Origin of the sequence: Mesorhizobium sp. M1182, assembly GCF_040318335.1 — a bacterium.
Classification (GTDB): Bacteria; Pseudomonadota; Alphaproteobacteria; order Rhizobiales; family Rhizobiaceae; genus Mesorhizobium.
In genome coordinates, this window is record NZ_JAMYMD010000001.1 from 439,773 (window position 1) to 464,705 (window position 24,933).

27 protein-coding genes and 1 pseudogene are annotated in these 24,933 nt (G+C 63.4%); 14 read left to right on the plus strand and 14 right to left on the minus strand.

Annotated elements, in window-relative coordinates:
- Positions 1 to 19 precede the first annotated feature (19 nt).
- The 5 genes from NKH33_RS02005 (at position 20) to NKH33_RS02025 (ending at position 5,769) form a co-directional block, all read left to right on the plus strand.
- Positions 20 to 979 carry an ABC transporter permease gene (locus tag NKH33_RS02005; protein WP_352502985.1) on the plus strand — a complete coding sequence of 320 codons (960 nt, stop codon included), beginning with the start codon at positions 20 to 22 and terminating at the stop codon, positions 977 to 979.
- The gene (locus tag NKH33_RS02010; protein WP_352502984.1) at positions 979 to 1,818 is read left to right on the plus strand and encodes an ABC transporter permease; all 840 of its coding nucleotides are present in this window, start codon (positions 979 to 981) and stop codon (positions 1,816 to 1,818) included. Before NKH33_RS02005 ends, NKH33_RS02010 begins: the two co-directional genes overlap by 1 nt.
- Positions 1,815 to 3,563 (plus strand): ABC transporter ATP-binding protein, encoded by a 1,749-nt coding sequence (locus NKH33_RS02015; RefSeq protein ID WP_352918070.1) that lies wholly within the window; start codon positions 1,815 to 1,817, stop codon positions 3,561 to 3,563. The genes NKH33_RS02010 and NKH33_RS02015 overlap by 4 nt, the downstream gene beginning before the upstream one ends.
- A 68-nt stretch (positions 3,564 to 3,631) precedes the next feature.
- Complete coding sequence (locus NKH33_RS02020) at positions 3,632 to 4,633, plus strand: serine hydrolase domain-containing protein (protein ID WP_352502982.1); 1,002 nt, start codon at positions 3,632 to 3,634, stop codon at positions 4,631 to 4,633.
- A 5-nt stretch (positions 4,634 to 4,638) separates the two neighbouring features.
- Positions 4,639 to 5,769: an anhydro-N-acetylmuramic acid kinase gene (locus tag NKH33_RS02025; RefSeq protein ID WP_352918071.1), complete on the plus strand. Its 1,131-nt coding sequence runs from the start codon at positions 4,639 to 4,641 to the stop codon at positions 5,767 to 5,769.
- Here NKH33_RS02025 and NKH33_RS02030 read toward each other — a convergent pair.
- Both NKH33_RS02030 and NKH33_RS02035 read right to left on the minus strand, forming a co-directional pair.
- Entirely contained in the window at positions 5,766 to 6,197 is a 432-nt protein-coding gene (locus NKH33_RS02030; RefSeq protein WP_352502980.1) for a GNAT family N-acetyltransferase, read from the minus strand. The two genes, NKH33_RS02025 and NKH33_RS02030, sit on opposite strands and share 4 nt — an antisense overlap.
- Before the next feature lie 49 nt (positions 6,198 to 6,246).
- Positions 6,247 to 7,422 (minus strand): MFS transporter, encoded by a 1,176-nt coding sequence (locus NKH33_RS02035; protein WP_352918072.1) that lies wholly within the window; start codon positions 7,420 to 7,422, stop codon positions 6,247 to 6,249.
- 48 nt (positions 7,423 to 7,470) lie between these two features.
- On the opposite strand from NKH33_RS02035, the pseudogene NKH33_RS02040 reads away from it, so the two are divergent.
- Positions 7,471 to 8,011: pseudogene (locus NKH33_RS02040) on the plus strand (Lrp/AsnC family transcriptional regulator).
- A gap of 202 nt (positions 8,012 to 8,213) precedes the next feature.
- A complete protein-coding gene (locus NKH33_RS02045; protein WP_352503014.1) occupies positions 8,214 to 8,477 on the plus strand; it encodes a sigma-70 region 4 domain-containing protein in 264 nt (87 codons plus the stop codon).
- Here NKH33_RS02045 and NKH33_RS02050 read toward each other — a convergent pair.
- The 6 genes from NKH33_RS02050 to NKH33_RS02075 are packed head-to-tail and all read right to left on the minus strand — an operon-like array spanning position 8,471 to position 12,850.
- Positions 8,471 to 9,730: an ABC transporter substrate-binding protein gene (locus tag NKH33_RS02050; protein ID WP_352472226.1), complete on the minus strand. Its 1,260-nt coding sequence runs from the start codon at positions 9,728 to 9,730 to the stop codon at positions 8,471 to 8,473. The genes NKH33_RS02045 and NKH33_RS02050 overlap by 7 nt on opposite strands.
- Positions 9,731 to 9,778: 48 nt before the next feature.
- Positions 9,779 to 10,207: a DUF4440 domain-containing protein gene (locus tag NKH33_RS02055; protein WP_352472224.1), complete on the minus strand. Its 429-nt coding sequence runs from the start codon at positions 10,205 to 10,207 to the stop codon at positions 9,779 to 9,781.
- 8 nt (positions 10,208 to 10,215) lie between these two features.
- Positions 10,216 to 11,271 carry an aldo/keto reductase gene (locus NKH33_RS02060; RefSeq protein ID WP_352502977.1) on the minus strand — a complete coding sequence of 352 codons (1,056 nt, stop codon included), beginning with the start codon at positions 11,269 to 11,271 and terminating at the stop codon, positions 10,216 to 10,218.
- Complete coding sequence (locus tag NKH33_RS02065) at positions 11,268 to 11,627, minus strand: TIGR04076 family protein (protein WP_352918073.1); 360 nt, start codon at positions 11,625 to 11,627, stop codon at positions 11,268 to 11,270. The genes NKH33_RS02060 and NKH33_RS02065 overlap by 4 nt, the downstream gene beginning before the upstream one ends.
- On the minus strand, positions 11,628 to 12,116 hold the full coding sequence (locus tag NKH33_RS02070; RefSeq protein WP_352452384.1) for a DUF3830 family protein: 489 nt from the start codon (positions 12,114 to 12,116) through the stop codon (positions 11,628 to 11,630).
- Positions 12,113 to 12,850 (minus strand): GntR family transcriptional regulator, encoded by a 738-nt coding sequence (locus tag NKH33_RS02075; RefSeq protein ID WP_352502975.1) that lies wholly within the window; start codon positions 12,848 to 12,850, stop codon positions 12,113 to 12,115. Before NKH33_RS02075 ends, NKH33_RS02070 begins: the two co-directional genes overlap by 4 nt.
- Positions 12,851 to 12,975: 125 nt before the next feature.
- On the opposite strand from NKH33_RS02075, the gene NKH33_RS02080 reads away from it, so the two are divergent.
- From NKH33_RS02080 to NKH33_RS02105, 6 genes are all read left to right on the plus strand, one after another.
- Entirely contained in the window at positions 12,976 to 13,773 is a 798-nt protein-coding gene (locus NKH33_RS02080; RefSeq protein ID WP_352502974.1) for an ABC transporter ATP-binding protein, read from the plus strand.
- A complete protein-coding gene (locus tag NKH33_RS02085) occupies positions 13,770 to 14,519 on the plus strand; it encodes an ABC transporter ATP-binding protein (protein ID WP_352472217.1) in 750 nt (249 codons plus the stop codon). The genes NKH33_RS02080 and NKH33_RS02085 overlap by 4 nt, the downstream gene beginning before the upstream one ends.
- The gene (locus NKH33_RS02090) at positions 14,516 to 15,424 is read left to right on the plus strand and encodes a branched-chain amino acid ABC transporter permease (protein ID WP_352502972.1); all 909 of its coding nucleotides are present in this window, start codon (positions 14,516 to 14,518) and stop codon (positions 15,422 to 15,424) included. Before NKH33_RS02085 ends, NKH33_RS02090 begins: the two co-directional genes overlap by 4 nt.
- Positions 15,421 to 16,398: a branched-chain amino acid ABC transporter permease gene (locus tag NKH33_RS02095; RefSeq protein ID WP_352918101.1), complete on the plus strand. Its 978-nt coding sequence runs from the start codon at positions 15,421 to 15,423 to the stop codon at positions 16,396 to 16,398. The genes NKH33_RS02090 and NKH33_RS02095 overlap by 4 nt, the downstream gene beginning before the upstream one ends.
- Positions 16,395 to 17,687, plus strand: a complete 1,293-nt coding sequence (locus NKH33_RS02100; RefSeq protein WP_352918074.1) for an NAD(P)/FAD-dependent oxidoreductase — start codon at positions 16,395 to 16,397, stop codon at positions 17,685 to 17,687. The genes NKH33_RS02095 and NKH33_RS02100 overlap by 4 nt, the downstream gene beginning before the upstream one ends.
- Positions 17,688 to 17,763: 76 nt before the next feature.
- Complete coding sequence (locus NKH33_RS02105) at positions 17,764 to 17,910, plus strand: hypothetical protein (RefSeq protein WP_352452379.1); 147 nt, start codon at positions 17,764 to 17,766, stop codon at positions 17,908 to 17,910.
- Positions 17,911 to 17,961: 51 nt separating this feature from the next.
- On the opposite strand, the gene NKH33_RS02110 is transcribed toward NKH33_RS02105, so the two are convergent.
- The 6 genes from NKH33_RS02110 to NKH33_RS02135 all read right to left on the minus strand — a co-directional run bounded on the left by NKH33_RS02110 (position 17,962) and on the right by NKH33_RS02135 (position 23,893).
- Complete coding sequence (locus tag NKH33_RS02110; protein ID WP_352502969.1) at positions 17,962 to 18,798, minus strand: GNAT family N-acetyltransferase; 837 nt, start codon at positions 18,796 to 18,798, stop codon at positions 17,962 to 17,964.
- A gap of 5 nt (positions 18,799 to 18,803) precedes the next feature.
- Positions 18,804 to 19,544, minus strand: coding sequence for an aspartate/glutamate racemase family protein (locus tag NKH33_RS02115; protein ID WP_352472211.1), 741 nt, complete (start codon positions 19,542 to 19,544; stop codon positions 18,804 to 18,806).
- 2 nt (positions 19,545 to 19,546) lie between these two features.
- Positions 19,547 to 20,365, minus strand: coding sequence for an ABC transporter permease (locus tag NKH33_RS02120; protein ID WP_352451583.1), 819 nt, complete (start codon positions 20,363 to 20,365; stop codon positions 19,547 to 19,549).
- 4 nt (positions 20,366 to 20,369) lie between these two features.
- Entirely contained in the window at positions 20,370 to 21,281 is a 912-nt protein-coding gene (locus NKH33_RS02125; protein WP_352612193.1) for an ABC transporter permease, read from the minus strand.
- Between the two features lie 197 nt (positions 21,282 to 21,478).
- Positions 21,479 to 22,768 (minus strand): ABC transporter substrate-binding protein, encoded by a 1,290-nt coding sequence (locus NKH33_RS02130; protein WP_352472208.1) that lies wholly within the window; start codon positions 22,766 to 22,768, stop codon positions 21,479 to 21,481.
- 36 nt (positions 22,769 to 22,804) lie between these two features.
- On the minus strand, positions 22,805 to 23,893 hold the full coding sequence (locus tag NKH33_RS02135) for an ABC transporter ATP-binding protein (RefSeq protein WP_352472207.1): 1,089 nt from the start codon (positions 23,891 to 23,893) through the stop codon (positions 22,805 to 22,807).
- A gap of 258 nt (positions 23,894 to 24,151) precedes the next feature.
- Here NKH33_RS02135 and NKH33_RS02140 point away from each other — a divergent pair, with 258 nt between their 5' ends.
- On the plus strand, positions 24,152 to 24,865 hold the full coding sequence (locus NKH33_RS02140) for a GntR family transcriptional regulator (protein WP_023676076.1): 714 nt from the start codon (positions 24,152 to 24,154) through the stop codon (positions 24,863 to 24,865).
- The last annotated feature ends 68 nt before the right edge of the window (positions 24,866 to 24,933 follow it).

The following is a 24,933-nucleotide window of genomic DNA, read 5'->3' on the forward strand; positions in this document are numbered from 1 at the left end:
ACGAGAGGATATTCTTCGCGTGAACTATCTGATGCGGCGACTGGCGACCTTCCCTCTCGTCCTGCTTGGCGTGTCCATCGTGGTGTTCCTGGCGATCAGGATGGTTCCGGGCGATTCGATCACGGCAATGCTGGGGACCGAAGCCGGCCTGCTGACGCCGCAGCAGCGCGATGCGCTTGCAGCTTATTTCGGCATCGACCAGCCCTGGTTCATCCAATACTGGCGCTGGCTGCTTGGTCTTTTCCAAGGTAATCTCGGCATTTCGTCCACCTATGGCAGGCCGGTGCTCGACGTCATCCTCGAGCGTTTCCCGCTAACGCTGGAACTCGCCTTGCTGTCGATGATCATCGCCCTGGTTGTCGGCATGCCGGCCGGGATTTTTGCCGCCACCCATAATGAAAAGCTATCCGACCTCGGCGTGCGCGTTGTCGCAATGATCGGGCAGTCGACGCCGAACTTCGTCCTTGCCCTGCTGATCATCTACACGCTGTCGGCGGGGTTTGGCGTTTTGCCGGCGATGGGCGAGTTTTCGCCGCTGTGGCAGGATCCGCTGCGCAATCTCGGCCAGCTGTTGCTGCCTGCGGTCACGCTTGGATTTGCCTTCGCGGCTTCGGTGACCCGCATATCGCGTTCGGCGATGCTCGATGTGCTCAGCGACGACTATGTCAGGACGGCGCGCAGCAAGGGCGTTTCGGCGCGCGGCGTCATCTGGCGGCATGCTTTGCCCAACGCGCTCATCCCGGTCGTGACGCTGAGCGGCATAGAGTTCGGCTACCTCCTGGGCGGAGCTGTCATCGTCGAGCAGATCTATGCGCTGCCCGGTCTCGGCCGCATGGTGCTGGATGCCATCCTGCAGCGCGACTACGCGCTGGTGCAGGGAAGCGTGCTATTCATCGCCTTCAACTTCATGATCGTCAATCTCCTCGTCGACCTCGCCTATGTCGCGCTCGACCCGCGTATCCGGCTAAGCGAGCACTGATGGCGACATTGCGGGCTATATTTGCGCATCCCAGCGGCCGGATCGGCGGTGCCATCGTTGCGCTTTATCTGCTGCTTGCCGTGCTTGGCATGCTGGGGCTGACGCCGCACAATCCGTTGACGCAGCACCGGGTCGAGCGACTGCATGCGCCTGACGGCATCTACTGGATGGGCACGGACCTGTTCGGCCGCGATGTCGCAAGTCGGCTGATGACCGGGATCGACCAGTCCTTCATCGTGGCCTTCTTTTCGGTCGCCTTTGCGACACTGGCCGGCACCGTGCTCGGGCTGGCGGCAGCCTGGTTCGGGCGCCGCTGGGACGGCATGGTGATGCGCATCATGGACGTTGTGCTGGCGTTCCCGGCGATCCTGCTGGCGCTGCTGATCGTCGCGGTTGCGGGACCGGGAACCTCGACCAGCGTCATTGCCATCGCCGTCGTCTACACACCGATCTTCACGCGCGTCGTGCGAGGTCCGGCTCTGTCGCTCAAGGCGCGCGAGTTCGTCGACGCGGCCCGCACGTTCGGCAGCAGTGCGGGCTATATCGTAACACGGCATCTGCTGCTCAATCTGGTGGCGCCACTGACGGTTCAGGTGACGCTGGCGCTGGCCTGGGCACTGCTGACCGAAGCCGGCTTAAGCTTCCTCGGGCTCGGCACGCAGCCGCCCGCCGCGTCGCTCGGCCTGATGCTGAGCGACAGCCGCAATCTGATGGAGACAGCTCCCTGGCTGATGATCTTCCCGGGCGTGGCGATCATGATCGGCATCCTCGGTTTCAACCTGCTCGGCGATGCGTTGCGCGATGTCCTCGACCCGAAGATGCGGAGATCGATCGCATGATCCCGCTGCTGTCCGTCAGCGGATTGCGCGTCGGCTTCGGTCGCAACCCGCAAGCCAATGAGGTCGTGCGCGGCGTCAGCTTCGATCTCGCCGACGGCGAAACGCTGGCCATCGTCGGCGAAAGCGGCTCGGGCAAGTCGGTCACGGCGCTGTCGATCAATCGCCTCGTCGATTATGGCGGCGGCCGCATCACCGGCGGGTCGATCAAGCTGAGGCGGGCCGACGGCAGCACCTTCGACCTGACAGCCGCAGCCGAGCCGCAATTGACGAAGATCCGCGGCGGCGAAATCGGCATGATCTTCCAGGAGCCGATGACCTCGCTCAATCCGGTGCTGACCATCGGCAGGCAGATCGAGGAATCGTTTCGCCTGCATCGCGGCCTGACCGACCGGCGAGCGACGGCGGCGGCCAAGGACGCGCTCGACCGCGTGCGTATTCCCGACGCTGCACGGCGGCTGAAATACACGCCCAACCAGCTTTCGGGCGGCATGCTGCAGCGGGTGATGATCGCCATGGCGATTGCGTGCAACCCGCGCCTGCTCATTGCCGACGAGCCAACGACGGCGCTGGATGTTACGGTGCAGGCGCAGATCATGGCGCTGCTCGCCGAGTTGAAGCAGGAAACCGGGATGTCGATGATCTTCATCACCCACGACATCGGTCTGGTTGCAGGCATCGCCGACAAGGTGATGGTGATGCAAGGCGGAGAAGCTGTCGAGCAGGGCGCATTGAACCAGATATTGGACGATCCGCGGCATCCCTATACGCGGCATCTGCTTCATGCGGTGCCGCATTTCGCCGGCGGCAGTGCCGCACGCAAGGACGTGCAACGCGAAACGCAAAAAGCTGCCGAGCCGGCGCTGAAGGTCGATGGCCTCGTAGTGCGGTTTCCGGTCAAGGCTGGGTTTTTCAGCCGTACCAGCGGTGCCGTCCATGCCGTGGACGGTGTGGATTTCGAGCTAATGCCGGGCGAGACATTGGCGGTCGTCGGCGAGAGCGGTTCCGGAAAGTCCACCACCGCCCGCGCGATTCTGGGGCTGGTGCGCTCGACGCGCGGCACGATCTCGGCCAGCGCGCGCAAGCCCGTCACCGGGCAGAGCGCCCTTCCCATGCAGATGGTGTTCCAGAATCCCTATGGCTCGCTCAATCCCAGACTCACCATCCAAAGCATCCTCGCAGAGCCTGTGATCGCTACCGGCGGACGGATAACTGCTGAAACGCGGGCGAAAATGGCCGCGCTGCTGAAACGCGTCGGCCTTCCGGAAAACAGCCTGCAGCGCTATCCGCACGAATTCTCCGGCGGCCAGCGGCAACGCCTGTGCATCGCTCGCGCGCTGATGCTCAATCCTTCGGTTGTCGTCCTCGACGAAGCGGTTTCGGCGCTCGATGTGTCGGTGCAGGCCAGGGTGTTGGAGCTTTTGATCGAGCTGCAGCGTGAATTCGGGCTGGCCTATCTGTTCATCTCGCATGACATGGCTGTCGTCGAGCGGATCGCCCATCGCATCGCGGTCATCTATGCCGGCCAGATCGTCGAGATCGGCGATGCCAGATCGGTGCTCTCGGAGCCGAAGCACTCCTATACCAAACAGCTTATCGCGGCCGTTCCTACTATAGACCGGCGGCATGAACGTTTCGAGCTGGACACGCGCCAGGTCCCCTCGCTCGTGCGTCCGCTGGGGTTTGAGCCGGGGCCGGCCAATTGGCAGCAATTCGGGCCGGATCATAGGGCACGGGTGGAAGCGTGATGATTGTCGCTCGAAAGCATGCAGAGTCAGACGGACAGCCCCTCGCTGCCTTCCAAACGGAGGCGTAGTTGATCGACCATGATTTCTTCTCCCGCGCATTCGCCCCGCTCGAAGCGGCCGTGGCCGCATCGCGCATTCCGGGCTGCGTGCTCGGCATAGTTGACGGGGACGGCGAACGCATCGTCCGGGCAATCGGCTCAGCCCAAGTCGTGCCCAAGATACGGCCGATGCATGTCGGGACATGGTTCGACCTGGCCTCCCTGACCAAAGTCATCTTCACCACGTCGCGTATCCTGGCACTGGCGGAAGAAGGCGTCATCGACCTCGACGCGCCGCTGATTTCCGTCCTGTCCGACCTTCGCCAATATGACGAAAAAGCCTGGGAACGGAACGTAACGTTTCGCCAGTGTCTCGGCCATCAGACACCGTTTCCCGCCGTCGCGCCGATCTACACCTATGGCCACGATCCGGACCTGCTGCGCGCCTTCATCCTGCAGCGCGAATGGCAGGCTGGCGAGCCGGTCTATTCTGATATCAACTTCATCCTGCTCGGCTTCGTCCTAGAGCGCCTGTCTGGCAAGACCATTCGCGAGATGGATCCCGGTCCGGGCTTCGCGTTCTCCGCCGAACCAGATCAAGCGGCGGCGACCGAAGACTGCACATGGCGTCATCGCGTGCTCTGCGGCGAAGTCCACGACGACAATTGCTCGGCCTTGCAAGGTGCCGGTCACGCCGGCCTGTTCGGAACGGCGGCTTCGGTCCTCGACTTTGCGCAAGGGCTGCTGGACGGGACCGGCGCGTCGCAGCGTTCGATCGCGCTAATGCGCACGCCCTTGTCGGCAACCCGCACCCATGGCTGGGAGCGACCCTACGAAGGCTGGTCCGGCGGCCGGTTATGCAGCCCCGAAACCATCGGGCATACCGGCTTTACCGGTGTCGGGCTGTGGGTCGACTTCGACAAAGGCAGAGCCTGGACCTTGCTCACCAACCGGATCCATCCGACACGTCATTTCAACAGCGGGATCGTAGCGCTTCGCCAAGCGGTCGGCGATCTCGTCAACGGAGCCTGACAACCATGAATCCGAAAAATGGCGAACCCATGTGGGCCGTCGGCCTGATGACCGGCACCGTGCTGGACGGCAATATCGATGTCGCGCTGATCAAGACCGACGGCGAACGGATTGACGACTTCGGCATCTACACGCTTGCCCCCTACCCGCAGTCGATCCGGACCTTGCTGGAAGAGACGCTGCGGCAGGCAAGGAGCTGGAATTTCACAGGGCCGGAACCGGCAATCTTCGACGAGGCAGAGGAAGCGCTGACGCGCGCCCAGTCCGCGGCAGTCAAGAATCTGGTCGAAAGCCACGGGCTGACGATGGCCGATATAGGGGTCGTCGGCTTCCACGGCCAGACCGTGCTGCACCGTGCCCCGCAAGTGGGCCGACTGGGCCAGACCCGCCAGCTTGGCGACGGCGAGCTGATGCATGCCATCCTTGGCACCAGGGTCGCCTATGACTTCCGCTCGGCCGACATGCGCGCCGGCGGCCAGGGCGCGCCGCTGTCGGCCGCCTATCACGCCGCGCTGCTGCGCGAAGCCGACGCCACCGGCGACACGGCGGTGCTCAATCTCGGCGGCGTCGCCAACATCACCTGGTGGGATGGCACGGACAATGTTGTTGCCTTCGACACCGGGCCCGCCAACGCACCGCTGAACGATTTCATCAAATCGAAGGGGCTCGGCGAAATGGACCGCGACGGCGCCCTTGCCCGCGCCGGCACGGTCGACGAAGCGCGGCTGGCCAAGCTCCTGCAGCATCCGTATTTGACCAAACCCTACCCGAAATCGCTGGACCGTTTCGATTTCGGCGCCTCAATGGCGGACGGAATGAACGCCGAGGACGGCGCAGCCCTGCTGACGGCCTTCACCGCGGCCGCCGTCGGCAAGGCGCTCGATCTTCTGCCGCGCCGGCCGAAGCGGCTGGTGGTCAGCGGTGGTGGTCGACACAACCCAACGATCATGGCCATGCTTGCCAGCCGCGCTGGCGTCGAAGCGGTTCCGGCCGAGGCGCTTGGCTGGAAGGGCGATGCGGTGGAGGCGGAGTGTTTTGCGTTCCTGGCAGTGCGCGTGCTCAGGGGCTTGCCGATCAGCTTCCCCAGTACGACCGGCGTGCCAAAGCCGATGTGCGGCGGACGCCTTGCCGGCTAGTCAGGCTTCAGCCTCTTCTGCAGGAAGATGCGGCTGCGGCCGACGGGAAAATCGGCAAGCACGCCGAAGGGCTGATAGCCCTGGCGCTCATAGGCCTTGGCGGCCTTGGGATTGAACGTGTCGATCCAGGCGCCGCGACAGTCGCGCGCGATCGCCTCCCTCTCGGCCGCCTCGAGCATCCTGCCGGCCATGCGGTGACCGCGCAGTTTTTCATTGACCCAGAGCCATTGCACATAGAGCCAGCCCCAGGCGGTGTATCCCGAGATGCCGGCGACAATAGCGCCGTGCTCATCGCGCACGAACACGGCCAATGCCTTCCTGCAGGAGGCGCCGACATCACTGTCGTTGAACGCCGCAAGCCGCTCTCCGAGAAAAGCCAGCTCGTGCGGCAAGGGGTCGGCGGTTGTCTCAAGCGTTGTATTGTCCATCCACCAAGCATCTATCGAAGGACGGGACCGAGACGCAAGCCTTGCTGTGCTATAGCTTCGGCGAACGCCACGCCGCTGCCGCAGCAGCGATTAGCATGAGCAAGGCTGCAACCACCGCCGATGCCGCAAAACCGAACGTGGAATAGAGCGGTCCGAACGCCGTGGTGCCGACGAACACCGCAAGATAGGTCACCGCGCTGTTCAAACCCATGATCGTGCCGCGGCGCGCAGGGTCGAGCGCCGACAGGCGCATCACCAGCACGTTCAGCCCGAAATGATTGGCAAGGCCCCAGACGGCTATCACCGCTATGGTCAGATGAAAACTACTGCTTGCCGCGGCAATCGCGACATAGACGACCGCGACGAGCAGGTAGGCAAACGGCATGACACGCCGCGCACCCAGGCGATCGATAACGCCGTCAAGGAGCGCCGCCGCGCCAAAGCCGACACCATAGGCGAGCGCGGCCAGCCCGTTCGCGCTGACCGGCCGTCCCAAGCCGTTGTGAAGGTGATCGCCAAGATAGCCGTAGATGCCGTAGAACGCGGTCATGAAGGCGGCGCAGGCGACCAGCAGCGGCACTATGCCCGGAACGGCCAACGCACCCAGCGGCGTCGGTGCCGGACCGCTCTTCCTGACATCGCTCTGCGACGTCAGCGCCAGGCTTGCCAATGCGAGTGCTGCGAGCACCGCGACCGCCGCGAAAACGGCGCGCCAATGCACCAGATCGGCAAGTACGGCCGACAGCGAAACGCCGGCGACCATGCTCAGCGTCCAGCCGGTCAGCACGACGCCTATGGTGCCGCTTTCACGACCGGGCGGCGCAATCGCGGCGGAGCTGGCATAGATTGCCGGCATGGCGACACCTGCAGCGATGCCGGCGAGAAGCTGGGCCGCGACCAGCGTCGTCACGGTCGGCGCAGCGGCGCTGGCGACGAGCGCTATCGCCAGCAGCAGCAACGCCCCTTGCAGCATGCGACGGGCGCCAAGCCGATCGATATAGCGCGCCAGGAACAAGGCGCTCGCCGACGTACCGAGCCCGAACGCGGCGGACGCGATCATAACCGCCGGCACGCTTGTGCCGAAGGACGCGGCCACCGCCGGTGCGATCGGACCGAGCACCAGCGAGTTCGAGCCGATCACGGCAATGCATCCGGTGAGGAGGTAAGCGAGGGCCGGGATAGGCGGCCTTGCTGTAAATGTTGCGACTTGATCAGTGTTCGACATATGGCAATAATGGCCGTATTAAATTCTGCATCAATCGGGAATTTTAATATGGATGAAGAAACAGATGGCATTCCGCAGAACAGGCCCGCCGCCCGCGATATCGATGCAACCGACCCGAAAAATATTAGGCGTTCTGGTCGACGACGCCACGATCAGCTATGCCGAGCTCGGCGACCGCGTCGGCCTTTCACCGCCGGCAGCCCATGAACGCGTCAAGCGCCTCCGGCGCAGCGGCGCCATCCGCAACACCGCGGTCATCATCGATCCCAAGGCGGTGCACAAGCCGCTGCTTGCCTTCGTCCATATCGACACAAAGGGGTGGGGAAAGACGCCGGAGCTGATGGCAATCTCCGAACACCCCGAAGTCGAGGAGATCCATTCGGTGGCCGGCGACACATGCATGCTGATCAAGGTCCGCACCGAGGACACGCGGGCGCTCGAGGGCCTGCTGTCGCGCCTCTACGAAACACCCGGCGTCACCTCGACCCGAAGCTATGTGGTCCTGTCGACCTATCTCGAGCGGCCGGTGCAGCCGGGGATAACGACGGAATGGCCGACCCCCCGGCACATGGCCAAGCCGCTTTATTAGCTCAAACGGTCCTCACGCGTATCCAAAGTCGAACCGGAAACGTCTCAGGCAAGCATCCTGTGGTCATCCGTCGGGCCGGTTCGTTTGCGCCGGTTCTTGGATCCGACTGGATGCCTGTTGCGCAACCGGAGACACGCGATGAGAAAATTGATCGTGGGCAGCTTCATTTCGCTGGACGGCGGGCCAGGGCGCGGATCGCGCCATCGAGCGGCTGGTGATCCATCTGCCGCCCAAGGAGCGCGCCTGCGTCCTGCTCAAGGATGTCTTCGACTATTCGCTGGAAGAGATTGCCGATCTCGTCGGCTCGACCGTGGGTGGTGTCAAAGCTGCGTTGAACCGAGGCCGCTCTGGGCTGGTGCGGTGGTCGTTTCCAGGCCGGCCTGACCAGCAACAGGACATGCAAGTGTCCGGCATCAACCTCAATGGAATGGGATCGATGCCGGACAAGACATGGGCGGCTTACTGAAGCTTCGCCTGCAGGGCGTTGACGTCATCCGTCGTCATTTCGCCGTCGGTCGTCACCTTGCCGTCGACGATCTTCCAGAGGCGGAACGGGCCGGTGATGTCGCCGTATTTGTCGAAGGCGACCGGGCCGATGACGCCTTCGTAGCGGATCGGCTTGCCATCCTTGATCAGGCCGAGCGCCTTGGCGAACTCATCCTTGCCGGCATAGATCGGCGTGCCGGCCGGGTCGACCGCCTTGTACATCGCCTCCTTGATCTTGGCCGGATCCTCGGAGCCCGCAATGGCGATGGCCAGGCCGACGATGGCGCCGGCATCATACGACCGGTCGGCCGCCGGGTTCGACGGTTCGATGCCCGAAAATTCCTTATAGTTCTTGGTGAAATACTCGGTCGATGCGGTCGGGCTGGTGCCGGAGGAAGTGCCGTACGCATCCTTCAGATAATCCGCGCCAACGGATTCGATGAAGTCCGGGCTGTTCATGCCGTCATTGAGCAGGAATTTCTGGACACCGCCCTGCGAAATCCAAGTGCGGGCGATGGTTGCGCCGTCGACAGGCGTGCTGACGAGATAAAGCCCGTCGGGCTCGCCGGCCATCGCCGCCGTCACTTCCGAGGCATAGCTCGACTGCTTTTCATTGTAGGGCGTGTCGGAGACGATGGTGCCGCCGAGTGCCTTATAGGCGCGCGAAAATTCCGCCACCATGTTGACGCCGAAGTCGTTGTTGACGTGGATGACCGCCAGCTTCTTGAAGCCTTTGTCGATGGCATATTTGGCGGCGGCGACGCCCTGCAGCGCATCAGATGTGATGGTGCGGAAGAAGATGCCGTTGGTCTTGCCGTCGCGCCCGAGCGCCGTCAGCGTCGGCGACGAGGAAGCAGGCGACACCTGGACTATCTTGGCCGGAGCGGTGACCGAGGTCAGGATCGGGATCGACACCGAGGAGATGATGCCGCCGATGATCACTGGCACCTTCTTGACCTGCACGAGCTGCGTCGCGGCGTCGACCGCAATGTTGCCCTGGCTCTGGCTGTCGCGCGTGTCGGTTGCGAGATCGCAGCCGCGGACGCCACCCGCATCGTTGATGTCGCGGAAGGCCATCTCGACCGATTTGGCGCCGGCCTGGCCGTACTCGCCGGCCGGGCCTGTCAGTTCCATGACGAGGCCGACGGTGATCTTGCAATCGGCGGCTTGCGCTGCGCCGGCCGCTGTCAGCAGTGCGAGCGCGGTGGTGATCTGAAGTATGGTCTTTTTCATTGTTGTTCCCCTTTCGTTACACGACTCTCATTGATGTCTTGAGCCTGTTCAGCCTTCCGGCATCTGCAGCCAGGTTTCATGCAGATGTCGCCATTCGACGCCGTTGGGCGCCGATGAACTGGTGGTGAAAACGGCACTTGAGCGGCGGCGGCTATGTTTGCCGGCGCGCTGCTGCGCTTCGATGTAGCTGACGACGATCGTGTCGCCTTGTTGCCAGCCGGCCCGGATTTCCTCGATCGAGATGGTGAAATTGCCGTCACAAGTGGCGCGGCTTGCCCTGACATGGTCGAGCACCGCGTCACGATCGAGGACCTGGCCATCCGGCACAACCATGCGGAAGCCTTCGCCCATGACGCGTTCGAAGCGCCTGAAATCTGAATTGTCCGCACTCGCCGCATTGAACCAGTCGACGAAGAAGCGGTGGAGATCGACCACCTCGGCGCTGGCGCGGGAAAGCAAGGAGGGCTTTTCGTCCATGGCCGCGTTCATTTCCTGCCTGCATTCAAATTGTAATGCATGATCGAGCCGTGGCGGCCGTGACGGTCGCGTTCCAAAGTGTAGACGTCGCCCAGCGGCCCACGGCTTTGCGCGATCACGGCAGCGATCCTCGCCCAGTCGTCGGCATCGAGCGCGACGTCCATGATTCTGGCATTGGCAAGGGCGTGCGCCTGGTTGCGAGCGCCGACGATGACGGCCGCCACTTGCGGCTGCTCCAGCACCCAGGCGCTGGCGATGGTGGCGATATCGACGCCGTGGCGGTCGGCGACGGCCTTCAGTGTGCGAAGCAACTCCTGGAAAAGCTCCCAGCCACCAAAGTCGTCAATGATCAGCTTGTATTTGACCAGCGATCGGTTTTCGAGCGGCGTCTGCGGCTCGGCAGCGCCAAGCCATTTTTCGCTGAGGAAGCCGCCCGCCACCGAACCGTAGCAGAGGAAACTGACGCCGTGCCGGCTGGCGAGCGCTGCAAGGCTGTTGGCTGGCCGCTGGTCGAGCACCGAGTATTGCAATTGCTGGCTGACCAGCGGCACACCGGCGGCCAGGATCTCGGCCAACCGCGGCGTGTCGAAGTTCGTGGTGCCGATGTTGCGCACCTTGCCTTCCCCGCGGATTTCGTTGAGCCAGCCCATCGCTTCGACATAGCCGGGCAGCGCATAGTCCCACCAGTGGAACTGCACGAGATCGAGCCGCTCGGTCTTCAGCCGCCGCAGCGACTGCTCGACGATGCTGCTGATGTAGTCGCGGCTGATCGTGGAAAGCCGTTCGAGGTCAGGCACTAGCTTGGTGTGCACCTTCATCTTGGCGGCAGCATCAAGGCCACGCTCATTGGCAAGGCGCAGGCGTGCCGCGCCGATCAGCTCCTCGACACCGGTATAGATATCGGCGCAATCATAGGTCCTGATGCCGGCGTCGAAGGTGGCGATCAGGTCGGTTACCGCCTGTTGGCGGTCGATCGCGCCGTGCCCGCCGGCAAGCTGCCAGCCGCCGCGAATAACGCGCGAGATCGTATAGCCGGGGCTGAGCTCGAAAGCCTTGGCGGTCATCTCCGGTCATTCTCCTTCGGCAGCGGCATCGCCGTCGTTTCGGCATGGCTGAACCGCCGCTTGCCGGTCCTGACGATCCTCAGCCGGCTGGCACAATTGGGATCCGGACAAGCGATCTCGGCGTCCGACGTCATCCAGTCGTTCCTGTGGGTCGGGCGCTGCTTTGCGGCCAGAAGCGGCAACACTGCCGCAATGGAATAGATCGAGAAACCTTGCCCCGCTGGCATCGACAGCATCTCGCCCTTCAACTCGAAATAGTCGCCGGGCTTGGCGCCGCAATAGATCGGCTTGCCCTCGGGGATAACCGCCTCGACGCGAAGGTCGAAGAGCTCAAAACTGTCGTCGGTCTCAGCCATTCAGATCTCCACCCGGGTGAAGGTGATGTCGCAGGCACCGTTGCGGCGGATCACGCCACAAGCAGCTGCGAATTTGTCGCGATCCTCAGGCACCACCTGCGCGACGACGCTTCCGGCAAGCCAGCCGATCGGGAACAGCAGGCGTGCACCCGCTCCGTAGAACAGGCCGACGTCAAAGATGGCATTCGGGTTGCCGCCCCACATGCGCGGCGGCACGTAGGACAACACGATGTCGCCCGGCTGCGGCGTCAGCGTTGCGTTCTCCGCCGGCAAGGGCCTGGCATAGGTTTGGCCCTCAAGTTCGGCTGATGGAACCGGGCAGGAGATTTCCGGCCCCGTCCACATAGCATGGATGCCGGAAACGACGCGCGGCTGCTCGAGATACGCCAGCAGGAAGGCGGCGTTGTCGGGCGCCTTTTCAGGCAACAGAAGCGCGGTCACGGAAAGCTTCGAGCGTGGCTCGGTGATGCTGATGCCAGGCGCCGTCATGCCCTCAATCCTTCCTTGCTTGTGGATTGGAGCTTGTCGCGCAGAAAGGCGAAGGGCCGGCTGATATCGGCCACCAGCGCCTCGCGCGCCGCTTGCGCATCCTGCCTCGCAAGCGCTGCGACGATGCTGCGGTGGTAGTGGGCCGTATCGACCTCGCCGGCGTCGGAGAAGGCGTAGATGGCAACGCGGATGCAAGGCCCGGATTGCAACCACAGGCTCTCGATCATCGGGATCAGCACGGCGGAACCGCAGCAACGGTAGATCTCGAAGTGGAAGCTCTGGTTGAGCGTGGCCTCGCGGTCGATATCCTTCTTGTGCTTCAGCGCCCGCATCTCGTCCCATTCGCCGAGCATGGCCTCGACCGAAGCAATCTGGCGCGCGTTCATGCGCGTGGCGGCCAGGGCGATCGCTTCGCCCTCGATCAGGGAGCGGGCCCGCAAGAGGTCGTCGATGCGCTCCAGCGTGATCGGCGGCACGCGCACCGAACGGTTGGGAAGCGCCTCCAGCGCCTTCTCGGTGATCAGCCGTCCGAGCGCCTCGCGCACCGGCATGGTGCTTGTGACCAGCGCGTCGGCGAGGCCGCGGATGGTTAGCACCTGGCTCGGCTCGAAAAGGCCGCCGATCAAGGCGCGGCGCAGCTCCGAATAGACGCGATCCTGCACGGTCTCGCGGCCGACCGGCGTAAGCTGGGCTGCGATCACCTCATTGTTCTTTTCGATGGCGGCCTTCTGCATGGGCAATCCCGGTCTTGGCCGTTTTCGGCTTGCGGAAGAAATTAAAGCCGAATAGCGTGATCAAAGCAAGTGTGATCACAAATCAAATCATAGGCGGCGAAGATCGCTTTCGGCCTGAGGGATTCATGGGCGACACGACGGAACGGCAGGAGGAGATCCGCACGCCGGTTCTGACGGCCAGGAACGTCGTCAAGCGCTTCGGCGGCCTCGTCGCGGTCAACAATGTCTCGTTTGACGTCCGGCCGGGTGAAATACTCGGCCTCATCGGCCCGAACGGCGCCGGCAAGACCACGATGTTCGACCTGCTCGCCGGCAGCATTCTGCCGACCAGCGGCGAAATCCTCCTCAATGGCGTATCGGTGTCGGGGGAAGCAGCCCATCGCCGCATCGGCCGCGGCCTTGGCCGCACGTTCCAGATCCCCCGGCCCTTGCCTAACCTGACGCTGATCGAAAACGTCATGCTGGCCGCGCAAGGACAGACTGGAGAAAAACTGCTCGCCAATTTCCTGACGCCCCGGCGAGTCGCTGCCGAAGAAAGGGCTGCCGAGACAAGAGCCGTCGAACTGCTCGAGCTCGTCACGATCGCTCACCTCGCGCACGAACCTGCGCGCGTGCTTTCAGGCGGCCAGCGCAAGCTGCTCGAGTTGGCCCGCGTGATGATGGCCGACCCGGCGATCATCCTGCTCGACGAGCCGGCGGCCGGGGTCAACGCAACCCTGCTCGAGATCATTATCGATCGCATCCGCGACATCAATGCGCGCGGCATCACCTTCCTGCTGATCGAGCACAATATCGAAATGGTGACGCGGCTTTGCCACCGCGTCCTGGTCATGGCAAGCGGCCAGCTTCTGTGCGAAGGCACCCCGGAGGAGGTGGCGCGCGACCCGCGCGTCATCGAGGCCTACCTCGGAGGCACGGCATGAGCCAAAAGGTACTCGATGTCCGCGATCTCGAAGCCGGCTACGAGCCTGGCGTTCCGATCGTGCGCGGCGCTTCGATCACCGTCGACCAGGGCGAGATCGTCGTCGTTCTCGGTCCCAACGGCGCCGGCAAGTCGAGCCTTATCAAGGCCATCGCCGGCCTTGTCCCGATCACCGGCGGCACGGTGCTGCTGGACGGCAAGGATATCACGGCGTCGCCCGCTCACATCATGGTCCGCCGTGGCCTTGCCTTCGTGCCACAGACAGAGAACATCTTCCCGCTGATGTCGGTCGAGGACAATCTCAGGGTCGCCTGCGGCATCCTGAGGCCGCGCGAGGTCCCAGCCCGCATCGAGGAGATGTATGCGGCCTTTCCCGATCTCGCCCGTCAGCGCAGAACGGCCGCGGGCAATCTGTCGGGTGGACAGCGGCAGATGCTGGGCGTCGCCCGGGCGTTGATTGTCCATCCCAAGGTGCTGGTGCTCGACGAGCCGTCGGCCGGCCTGTCGCCGAAATTCGTGGCGATGGTGTTCGAGATGCTGGCCGGCATCCGAAAGTCCGGCGTCACCATCCTGCTGGTCGAACAGAACGCCAAGGCAGCGCTTGCCATTGGAGACCGCGCCTATGTGCTGGTTGAGGGCAAGGAGCGGCACCAAGGCGTCGCCTCCGAGCTCTGGAGCGACCCGGTCGTGGCTGAACTCTATCTTGGCCAGCGCCGCCTCGATCTTGGACAAGGAAGCGCGGCATGAACCTGCAATTCGTCGTCGACGGACTGCTGGCAGGCTCGATGATCGGCCTCGGCGCCATCGGCGTGACACTCACCTATTCGATCCTGCGCTTCTCGAACTTCGCCCATGGCGACTTCATGGCCTGGGGCGCCTATGCGACGCTCGCCGTGGTTGGCGCCATTGGCGCGATTTTCGGCAAGATCGCGCCGATCGCGCCCCTCTCCTTCGGTTGGCCGCTGATCGTCGCGCTCATCATCGGCATGGCGGCCACCGGCCTGCTGGCGCTGGTGCTCGACATGGTGCTGTTCGCGCGGCTGCGGGCCAAGGGCCAGGCGATCATCGTGGTGATGGCCAGCTTCGGCGCCTCGATGGCGCTGAGAAGCCTGCTCGAATTCATCTTCACCTCGCGTCCGACCTATTTCAGCCGGGCGATCCAGATCGCCATGCCGATAGGTTTCGGCATCCGCATCACCCCGGACCAGATCGCGCTGCTGCTGCTGACCGCCGTGCTGGTGCTCGGCGTGCATCTCCTGATGACGCGGACCCAGACCGGCCGCTCGATGCAGGCATTGAGTCAGAACGCGGCACTTGCCCGCATCGTCGGCATCGACGTCGCCAGGGTGGTGCGCGTCACCTGGATCATCGGCGGCGCGCTGGCCTGCGTCGCCGGCGTCATGATCGGCATTCTCATCCAGATCCGCCCGTTCATGGGTTTCGAGATGCTGCTGCCGATGTTCGCGGCCGCCATCCTCGGCGGCATCGGCAGCGTGCCTGGCGCCGTTCTCGGCGGCCTGATCATCGGCATGGCCGAAGCGGCTGCCGTGCATTTGATCGGCGCCGAATGGCGGGCAGCCGTCTCGTTCATCATCCTGATGGCGGTGCTGTTCGTGCGGCCCATCGGCCTTTTCGGAGTGAGGGAACGCTGATGGATCTGCTCGGTTACGGCGCCTTCTTCCTGACCACCGCGCTGATCTTTTCGCTCATCACGCTCGGGCTCAATCTGCAATGGGGGCTGACCGGGCTTTTCAATGTCGGGGTCGCCGGCTTCGTTGCCATCGGCGCCTACACCTCGGCGCTGCTGACCACGCCCGACGATGCCGCGCGCCTGGGCGGCTTCGACCTGCCGATCCTTATCGGCTGGCTTGGCGCCATGCTATTGGGCGGCGTCACCGCCGCCATCACCGGCATTGCCACGCTACGCTTGAGATCGGACTATCTGGCGATCACTACTTTCGGCGTCGCCGTCGTCGTGCAACTGGTAGCGCTCAATGCCCAGAAGCTGACCGGCGGGCCGTTCGGCATCGGCTTTATTCCGCGTCCGTTCGGCGGCCTTGCCGAAACGCCGTTGCTGTTCAACCTTTCGAACCTTGCGATCGTCTCGGTGGTGACGCTGATCGTCTATCTCGCGCTGGAGCATCTGTCGCGCAGCCCGTGGGGGCGCGTGTTGAAGGCGCTTCGCGAGGATGAGCGGGCCGCGATATCCCTAGGCAAAAGCGCACGGTTCTACCGCGTCCAGGCCTTTGCCGTCGGTGGCGCCATCATGGCGCTTGCCGGTGCGCTGCAGGCGCATTTCACCGGCTTCATCGCCCCGGACAATTATTTGCCGGCACTGACTTTCCAGGTCTGGGTGATGCTGATCGTCGGTGGCTCGGGCAGCAACATCGGCGCCGTCATCGGCAGCATCCTGGTCTGGGCGATATGGGCCGGATCGGGAGCCTTGACCAGTATGTTGTTCTCGCCGGAACAGCAGGCCCGCGCCGCTTCGCTGCAGATCGTCGCCATCGGCGTGATGCTGTGCGTCATCCTTCTGGTCAGGCCGAACGGCCTGTTTGGCGACAGGCCGCGGCGTCCAACGTTCGGCAAACGTCGACGCGTGGCCCCGAGCGAGAGCGGCTCATGAACGGCGTGACCGGGCCGCACGGCGTTTCCCTTTGGCATGCCGTCAGCCGCAGTCGCCGCGACCGGCCCACCCTCGAAGGCGCACTCGATGTCGATCTGGCAATTGTCGGCGGCGGTTTTTTAGGCCTTTCCACCGCGCTGCACAGTGCCGAGAAAGGCAACTCGGTTGCCGTCCTCGAGGCGGAAATCATCGCCTGGGGGGCAACCGGCAGGAATGCCGGCTTCGTCGTGCCGAATTTCGCGAAAAGAGACCCCGACAATATCATTGCCCAGCTCGGCCCCGAACGCGGTGAACGCCTTGTCGATTTCGCCGCCGGCAGCGCCGACCTCGTCTTCGACCTGATCAGGCGGCATGCCATCGAATGCGATTCTGTCCAGAGCGGCTGGATACAACCAGCCCATTCACCGGCCGCTTTGCAAAAGACCAGATCGCGCGCCGAACAATGGGCAAGGCGCGGAAGGCCGGCTGTTGCGCTGGACGGACAGGCGGTCGAAGAGCTGACCGGCGTTCGCGGTTGTCTCGGCGGCTGGATCGACAGATCGGGTGGCGTCCTCAATCCGGTCGAATATGCGCGCGGATTGGCCGACGCGGCGGAAAAGGCCGGAGCGCGCATCTTCGAGAATACGCGTGTCGCGTCGATCGATCACATAGGCGATGGTTGGGCTTTGAAGACGGCCTCCGGTTCGGTACGCGCAGGAAAGGTGCTGGTCGCCACCAACGCCTATGGCGGGCCGCTGGATCGGGCGCTGCGGCGAACCTATTTCCCGCTGAAAATCTTCCAGATCGCGACAGCGCCGCTGCCGCGCGAAATACGCACTCGCCTGCTTCCTGGCGGGCAAGGCGTCGGCGACACAAGACGCAATCTCTTCACCTTCCGCTTCGACGGCGGAAACAGGCTGATCACCGGCGGCATGCATGTTTTTGGCCCCGGTGCCGACACGCGGGTGCCGCGGGCGATCTGGCGGCGGCTTGCCAGATATCTCGATCTCCCGGACATCCCGCCGCTTGAATACAGCTGGTCGGGGATGGCTGCCGTCGAGCCCGACTTCCTGCCGCACCTCGTCGATCTCGGCCCCGGGCTGATCGCCGGCTTCGCGTGCAACGGACGCGGCATCGCCATGACCACTGCGATGGGCAAGGTGCTTGCGGATTGGGCTGATGGAACAAAGCCTCAGGATTTGCCGCTGCCGTTTGCGCCGCCGTCGCCGATCCCGTTCCATAGCCTGATGCGGCATGCACCAAACATGGTGCTCCCCTGGAGCATGCTGCGCGACCGGCTGGATGGCTGATCGACGTGCGTCTCTGGCCGCCGTCCTGATACCCGAACTGCTAGACTCGCCCACACCATGTTGTTAACGACAGCGGATGAAGCAGAACTATCTTTATCTCATCATCGGCGCTTTGGCCGTCGCCGTTATTGCGTTGGGGATTTACGTTTATCGCGAGGAGACTAGGCCGAAAGGCGTGGAACTTCGCATCGACGATTCCGGCATTTCAGTTCAGGAAAAATAGACCGCGTAGTCCTGTTGCCCGACTTTGCACTGGAAGCCGGCTTGTACCGCCTCACCCCAACTCCAACGTCGTTATCGCAAAAACTCCGGACTGCACGAGCTGCGGCGCCTTTCCCTTGTACATCCGAGCCGTCTCGAAGCCCGGTTGAAGGCCTGCGGACGACAGCAAGTCTGCAAATTGCCGGCTGGTTTCGGGAACGTCGAGATGGACGTTTCCGGGACCGGACATGTGCGCGAGCCCGGCGAAGAGATGGCTTGCCGCGTCCAGGCTGTCGGCAAAGAGCGGGCCGATCTTGCAGCCGTCCCGGCATTGGCGCGCGACGCCATATCCCGCAATGGCGCCGTGCTTGAGGATCGCAAGCGCCATGTGCGGCGGGCGCAGCCAGTGTTCCAGGAAGGATCGCCTCGGACCGGGAAAGAAGCGGCGGTCATAGTCCAGTATGTCCGGCACGAGTTCCGGCCCTATGGCGCGAACGTCGTTGCCGACGGCTGCCGGGACATTCGGTGACCCCATGAACCGGATCGTCCGGTAGGCCGGTGCAAAACCCATGCTGCGGTAGTTGGCCTGCTGTTCGACAACGCCGTCGAGGCCGATCGTGCGCTTGCCGAGCCGCGCTATGCCGGCATCCCAGACCGCCTTGCCATGACCTTGGGCACGCCTGTCCGGCCGGCAGATGTAGAGGCCGATGAAGCCGAAACCATCGCCATAGGCGACGGCCGAAATGCCGGCCGCCATCTCGCCATCGATAAAGGCGCCGATGAAGCCCTGCGGGTCGGCTGCCTGAAACAGCGCGGCATCGTTAAGGCCGGGATTCCAGCCTTCCGCCGCCGCCCAATCGACAAGGGTTTGCACTTCTTCACGTGCGAGCGTTCGGATCGTTCGGGGCATTGCGATCACTCGGCGGCGCCAGGCGCGAAGGATTTCAACGCGCCATGATAAGACTTTGCCAACGGGCTTGCATAGGCGCCGCGCTTGGATGTCGTCAGGCCAAGGGCGATCAATGCCTCGGCCTGTTTCACGGCAGCGCCCACGCCGTCGATGACCGGAAGCCCGAATTCCCGCTGCAGCGCCGCCGCCAGATCGGCCATGCCGGCACAGCCGAGCACGATCGCCTCGGCGCGATCCTCGTCGATGGCGCGCGCAATCTCGCTGCGCAGCCTGAGCAGTGCGTCGGACGCCGGATCTTCGAGGGCAAGAACCGGGATGTCGGCGGCGCGCACGCGTGCCCGCCCCGCCATGCCATAGCGTTGCACCAGGCCTTCGACCGGCACGCGCGAACGTCCGGTGGTGGTGACGACGGTGAAGCGCTGGGCGATGAACGAGGCCGTGCTGAGCGATGCCTCGCAAATGCCGATGACCGGAATGTTGGCCATGGCGCGCGCGGCATCGAGGCCGGTGTCGTCGAAACAGGCAATGATCGCGGCTTGCGCGCCGGAGCGTTCGCCGGCGGCGATCTCGACCAGCAGGCCGGGCACGGCAAGTGCTTCATCGTAATAGCCTTCGATCGATACAGGTCCCATCGACGAGGTGACGGCAACGATCTTCGTCGATTGAGCAGCGACCGATCGGGCTGCCGCCGCGATAGTGTCGGTCATGCTGGCGGTGGTGTTTGGATTGACGACGAGGATCTGCACTGTCAGGCACGCTCGCGGCGGCGGCCGACATAGACGATTGCGCCGAGCGTCAGCAGGATCACCAGGAAGGAAAACACGGTCGTCACGGTGCCCAGCGCATAGAGCACCGGCGTCGTGACATTCGTCGTCATGCCGTAGATTTCGAGCGGCAACGTGTTGAACGTGCCCGAGGTCATCAGCGTGCGGGCGAACTCGTCATATGACAGAGTGAAGCCGAACAGGCCGACGCCGATCAGGCTGGGCGCGATCATCGGCAGCACGACATGGGCAAAGGTCTGCCACGACGATGCTCCGAGATCGCGCGCGGCTTCCTCATAGGCTGGCGAGAACCGGTTGAAGACAGCAAACATAATCAGCACGCCGAAAGGCAAGGTCCAGGTCAGATGGGCGCCGAAAGCGGAGGTGTACCAGGCGGGGCGGAAGCCGATCTGCTGGAAGACGACGCCGATGCCGAGACTGATGATGATCGACGGCACGACCAGGCTGGCGACGGCCAGATAGAACAGTGCGGTTGCGCCGCGAAATTTCTGCCGGAAGGCCAGGCCGGCGAGCAGCGACACGGCGACAGTGACGACCATCACCATCAGGCCAAGGACGAGCGAGCGTTTGAAGCTGCCGCCGAAGTCGCCGACCGCCTGGCGCTCGAACAAATTGGCGAACCAGTGCAGCGACACGCCGTTCAGCGGAAATGTCAGACCGCCGTTCTCGCCCTGGAAAGAGAGGATCAGGATCGCCGAAAGCGGGCCGTAGAGGAACAACACGAAAAGACCGAAGAACGCCGCCAACACATAGAATTCGAGGGTGCGCTTGTCCTGGCTCATCGCCTCACAGCTCCTTGCGGATGTCGACGATGCGCAGGATGCCCGCGACCATCAGCAGCACCAGCACCAAGAGCACGACGGCGTTGGCGGCAGCTGCCGGATATTGCAGCAGCGACATCTGGTTCTTCATCATCAGCGCGACGGAGGCGCTCTGCCCGCCGGACATCACCTGCACCGTCGAGAAGTCGGCCATCACCAGGGTGACGACGAAAATGGTGCCGATCGCCATGCCGGGCTTGGCGAGCGGAATGACGACGTTCCACAGAACCTGCCAGCCGGAAGCACCGGCGTCGCGCGCGGCTTCTATCAACGACTTGTCGATGCGCATCAGCGTGTTGAAGATCGGCGTCACCATGAACAGCGTATAGAGATGCACCATGGCCAGCACCACGGCGAATTCGGAATAGAGCAGCCATTCGATCGGCTTCGGGATCAGCCCCATTTGCACCAGCGTCGAGTTGACCAGGCCATTGCGGCCAAGCACCGGAATCCACGAGATCATGCGGATGATGTTAGAGGTCAGGAACGGCACCGTGCAGACAAGGAACAGCACCATCTGCATGGCCGTGGTCCTGATATGGAAGGCAAGGAAATAGGCGACCCAGAAACCGATGAACAGCGTCAGCGCCCAGACGATGGCGGCGTATTTCAGCGTATTCAGGTAGGTTTTCCAGGTGACCCAGGAGCCGAGCGTGTCGGAATAATTGGTGGTCAGGAAATCCGGATACATCGCCGCGAAATCGTAATCCCAGAATGAGACCACGGCGATCATCAGAATTGGCAGCAGGAGGAACGCGCCGAGGATCAGCGCCAGCGGTGCCGCCTGGAGATAGGGTGCGACTCCGGCAAAGGAGCGCCTACGTCTGGCAGGCTTTGCAGACGTAACGTGCGTGGATTGTTCGAGCGCTACTGCCATCTATATCTCGGTCGAAGTCGGCGATGCGACTGAGGGGTGTGCCCTTCTCCCCCTGTGGGAGAAGGTGGCCGAGCGAAGCTCGATCGGATGAGGGGTGTTCCAGCTTGGCACCAACAGTGCTCCGTCCAGCACCCCTCAACCGTCTTGGCGCTGCGCGCCAATCTGCCTTCTCCCACAAGGGGAGAAGGCAGAGGGCATCAAGCAGCGATGAACTCGTTCCAGCGCTTCACCATGTAGCGGTCCTCGTCCATGACCGAGTTCCAGCAGGCGACCTTGCCCATGCGCTCTTCGAACGAGCCGCCGTCACGCACGGCGCCAGCCTTTTCCATGACCTTGCCGTCCGGCGACAGGATATCGCCCTTTGCCGGCTTGCCTTCGATCCAGTAGCCCCACTCGTCCTCGGACATGAACTTCTTGGCCGACACCATGTTGGCCGAGTAATAGCCCTGACGGTTGAGATAGCCGCCAACCCAGCCGGACGTGTACCAGTTGATGTATTCATAGGCGGCATCGAGTTCGGCGCCGGAGAGATGGGCTGCCAGGCCAAGCCCGCCACCCCAGGACCGGTAGCCTTCCTTGAGCGGCTGGAACCGGCACGCGATGCCCTTGGAGCGGACCGCGGCCACGGCCGGCGACCACATCGACTGGATTACGACTTCGCCTGAAGCCATCAGGTTGACGCTCTCGTCGAAGGATTTCCAGAAGGCGCGGAACTGGCCGGCTTGCTTGGCCTTGATCAGGAAGTCGATCGTCTTGTCGATCTCCTCCTTGGTCATGTTGCCCTTGTCGGCGTATTTGATGTTGCCCGTTGCCTCCATGATCATCGCCGCATCCATGATGCCGATCGACGGGATGTTGAGGATGGCGGTCTTGCCCTTGAAGGCCGGATCCATGATGTCGGCCCAGGTGGTGATATCGCGGCCGACGAGGTCGGGGCGGATGCCGAGCGTATCGGCATTGTAGATCGTCGGCACCATGGTGAACCAGTTGGTCGGCGCCTTGGCGAAGACCTTGCTGTCCTGCGCCTCGACGTAACCGACGGTATGCGGCGCGGTGCCCTGGGCAATGACGCTGTCCGGCGTCAGCTTGCCGGTTTTGAACAGCGGCACCAGCTCGTCGTAATATTTCAGCTTGCTGACATCCATCGGCTGCAGGACGCCTGTCGGGAACACCTTCTTGCAGATCCAGTATTCGATGTCGGCGATGTCGTAGCTGTCGGGCTGCGTCACAGCGCGCTGCGCGGCGGCGTCGGAATCGGTTGCTGTCATCTCCAGCGTGATGCCGAGGTCGGCCTTGCACTTGTCGGCGATGGCATTGAGGTTGGATACGCCGGTGCCGAACTGGCGCAGCGTGATGTTCGATTGCGCCCAGATGGTCGGAAAGCCTGATATGGCGCCGGAACCGGCGGCGAAACCGACGGCGGCGGCACCTGTCTTGAGCAGCGAACGTCGCGATATTCCAGTCTTCTTGTCGGTGGTGTTGGTCATGTTCAGTTCCCCTGTTTTGGTTGGTTATGCTGGATTTCAGGAATCGAGACGGCCAAGGACGATCGCGTCCTCGGCGTCCCAGGCGATCGGCACTGCGTCGCCGACGGCAACCGGCCTGGCGAAGAAGCTGGTGTCGTCGACGATCACCGTGAAATCCTCGATGCCGGCGCCATTGACTGAGAGCTTCACGGTCGAACCGCGGTACTCGACGTTTGCAATAATGCCGGTGAAGCCGAGCCCGGCTGCCGGCGGCTCGCCGATGCGCACGTGGTCGGTGCGAATGGCGATGTCGATGGGTTCCCCGGTCTCCCTGCCCTGCCCGCTGGCGGCGAGCGTGACGCCGCCGGGCACATCGAAAACGACCATGCCGTCGCGACTGCCGGCGACGCGCCCGGAGATGACATTGTGGTCGCCCATGAAACGAGCGACGAAGGCCGTGGCCGGCCGCTCGAACACCGTGCGAGGGTGCGCCGCCTGCTCGATACGGCCGTCGTTCATCACCACGATCAGGTCGGCCAGCGCCATCGCCTCTTCCTGGCTGTGGGTGACGTGGACGAAAGTGATGCCGAGCGACGTCTGCAGCTTCTTCAGTTCGGCTCGCATGCGGATCTTCAGGAAAGGATCGAGCGCCGAAAGCGGTTCGTCGAGCAACAGCGCCTCGGGATCGGTGATCAAGGCGCGCGCAAGGGCAACGCGCTGCTGCTGCCCGCCGGAAAGCTGCGCCGGGCGGCGGCTGGCATAGGCCTCCATCTGCATCAGCTTCAGCATGTCGAGCGCCTTGGCGCGGCGCTCCTCCTTGCCGACGCCTTTCATCTTCAGGCTGAAGGCGACGTTGTCGATCAGGTCGAGATGCGGAAACAGTGCGTAGGACTGGAACATCATGGCAGTGCCGCGCCTGGCCGGCGGCAGGTCGGTGACCACTGTGTTGCCGAGACGCACGTCGCCACTCGATATGCTCTCGTGCCCGGCGATCATGCGCAGCGTCGAGGTCTTGCCACAGCCGGACGGACCGAGCAGGCAGCAATAGGTTCCGGCAGGGATTTTCAGGCTGATGCCTTCGACGGCAGTCGTCGCGCCATAGACTTTCGAAACGGACACAATGTCGATTTCGGCGGCTTTGGACATCCAGCTTCCCCTTTGGTCGGATTAGCCAAAGCATCATGCGTGCCAGTTGCGCACCGCCGCACCAACTGACTGAATCCTCGAAGAAATCAGGGCCGCCTCTATGTAGCTGCCGATACGTCGGCCTTGTGCAATGCACAAATTATAGGCGATTGCCGCCGATCTCCGCAAAGATCGTATGCAATCTTTTTCATCTCTGTATTCACTTTGTCTCTCGTCCAAGCGATGCGATTCAGGGTAGAAGAAGGCAGGACCACTGCCATGAACATTGCCGACCAGACCTTCCCTGCTATCGAGGCCGCCAACGAGGATCGCGCGCAGGCGATCCGCGACCAGTTGCGCGACGCGATCGTCGATCGCCGGCTGGCGCCGGGAACAAAGCTTTCCGAAGGCGAAGTCGGCACGCTGTTCGATGTCAGCCGCACCGTGGCGCGTGCCGCACTGCAGATGCTTTCCTTCGAGGGATTGGTGCGCACCGAGCGCAATCGCGGCGCCTTCGTCGCCAATCCGTCGCCGGAGGAAGCGCGGCAGGTTTTTGCTTCGCGCCGGCTCATCGAACCAGGCATCGCGATCGCCGCCGCCGGACGGATGACGCCGGCGCATGTCGCCGCGTTCAAGGCCCAGCTCGACGAAGAAGGCCGTTTCATCGCCGAACGCGGACCGAACGCAAGGCGATCGGAGATCAAGGCGTCGGGGGATTTTCACCTGCTTCTGGCGTCGGTCGCGGGAAACGTCATCCTGCAGCGCTTCATGGAGGAATTGGTCGCTCGTTCATCGCTGGTGATCGCACTCTATGGCCGCTCGGGCATCTCGAGCTGCGGCCACAACGAACACACGCAGATCCTCGAGGCGCTGGAAAATGGCAATGCCGAACGCGCCAGCGCGCTGATGCTGCACCACATCGACCATATCGAGGCCGACCTCGATTTGCGCGTCAGGAGCGGCCCGGCACTCAGGCAGGCGCTCGAGTTCTGAAAATTTGCCGTTCGCGGCAACCTCGCCATGCCCATAATCACCTTTGCCCGACAAGCGCTTGCCTTGCG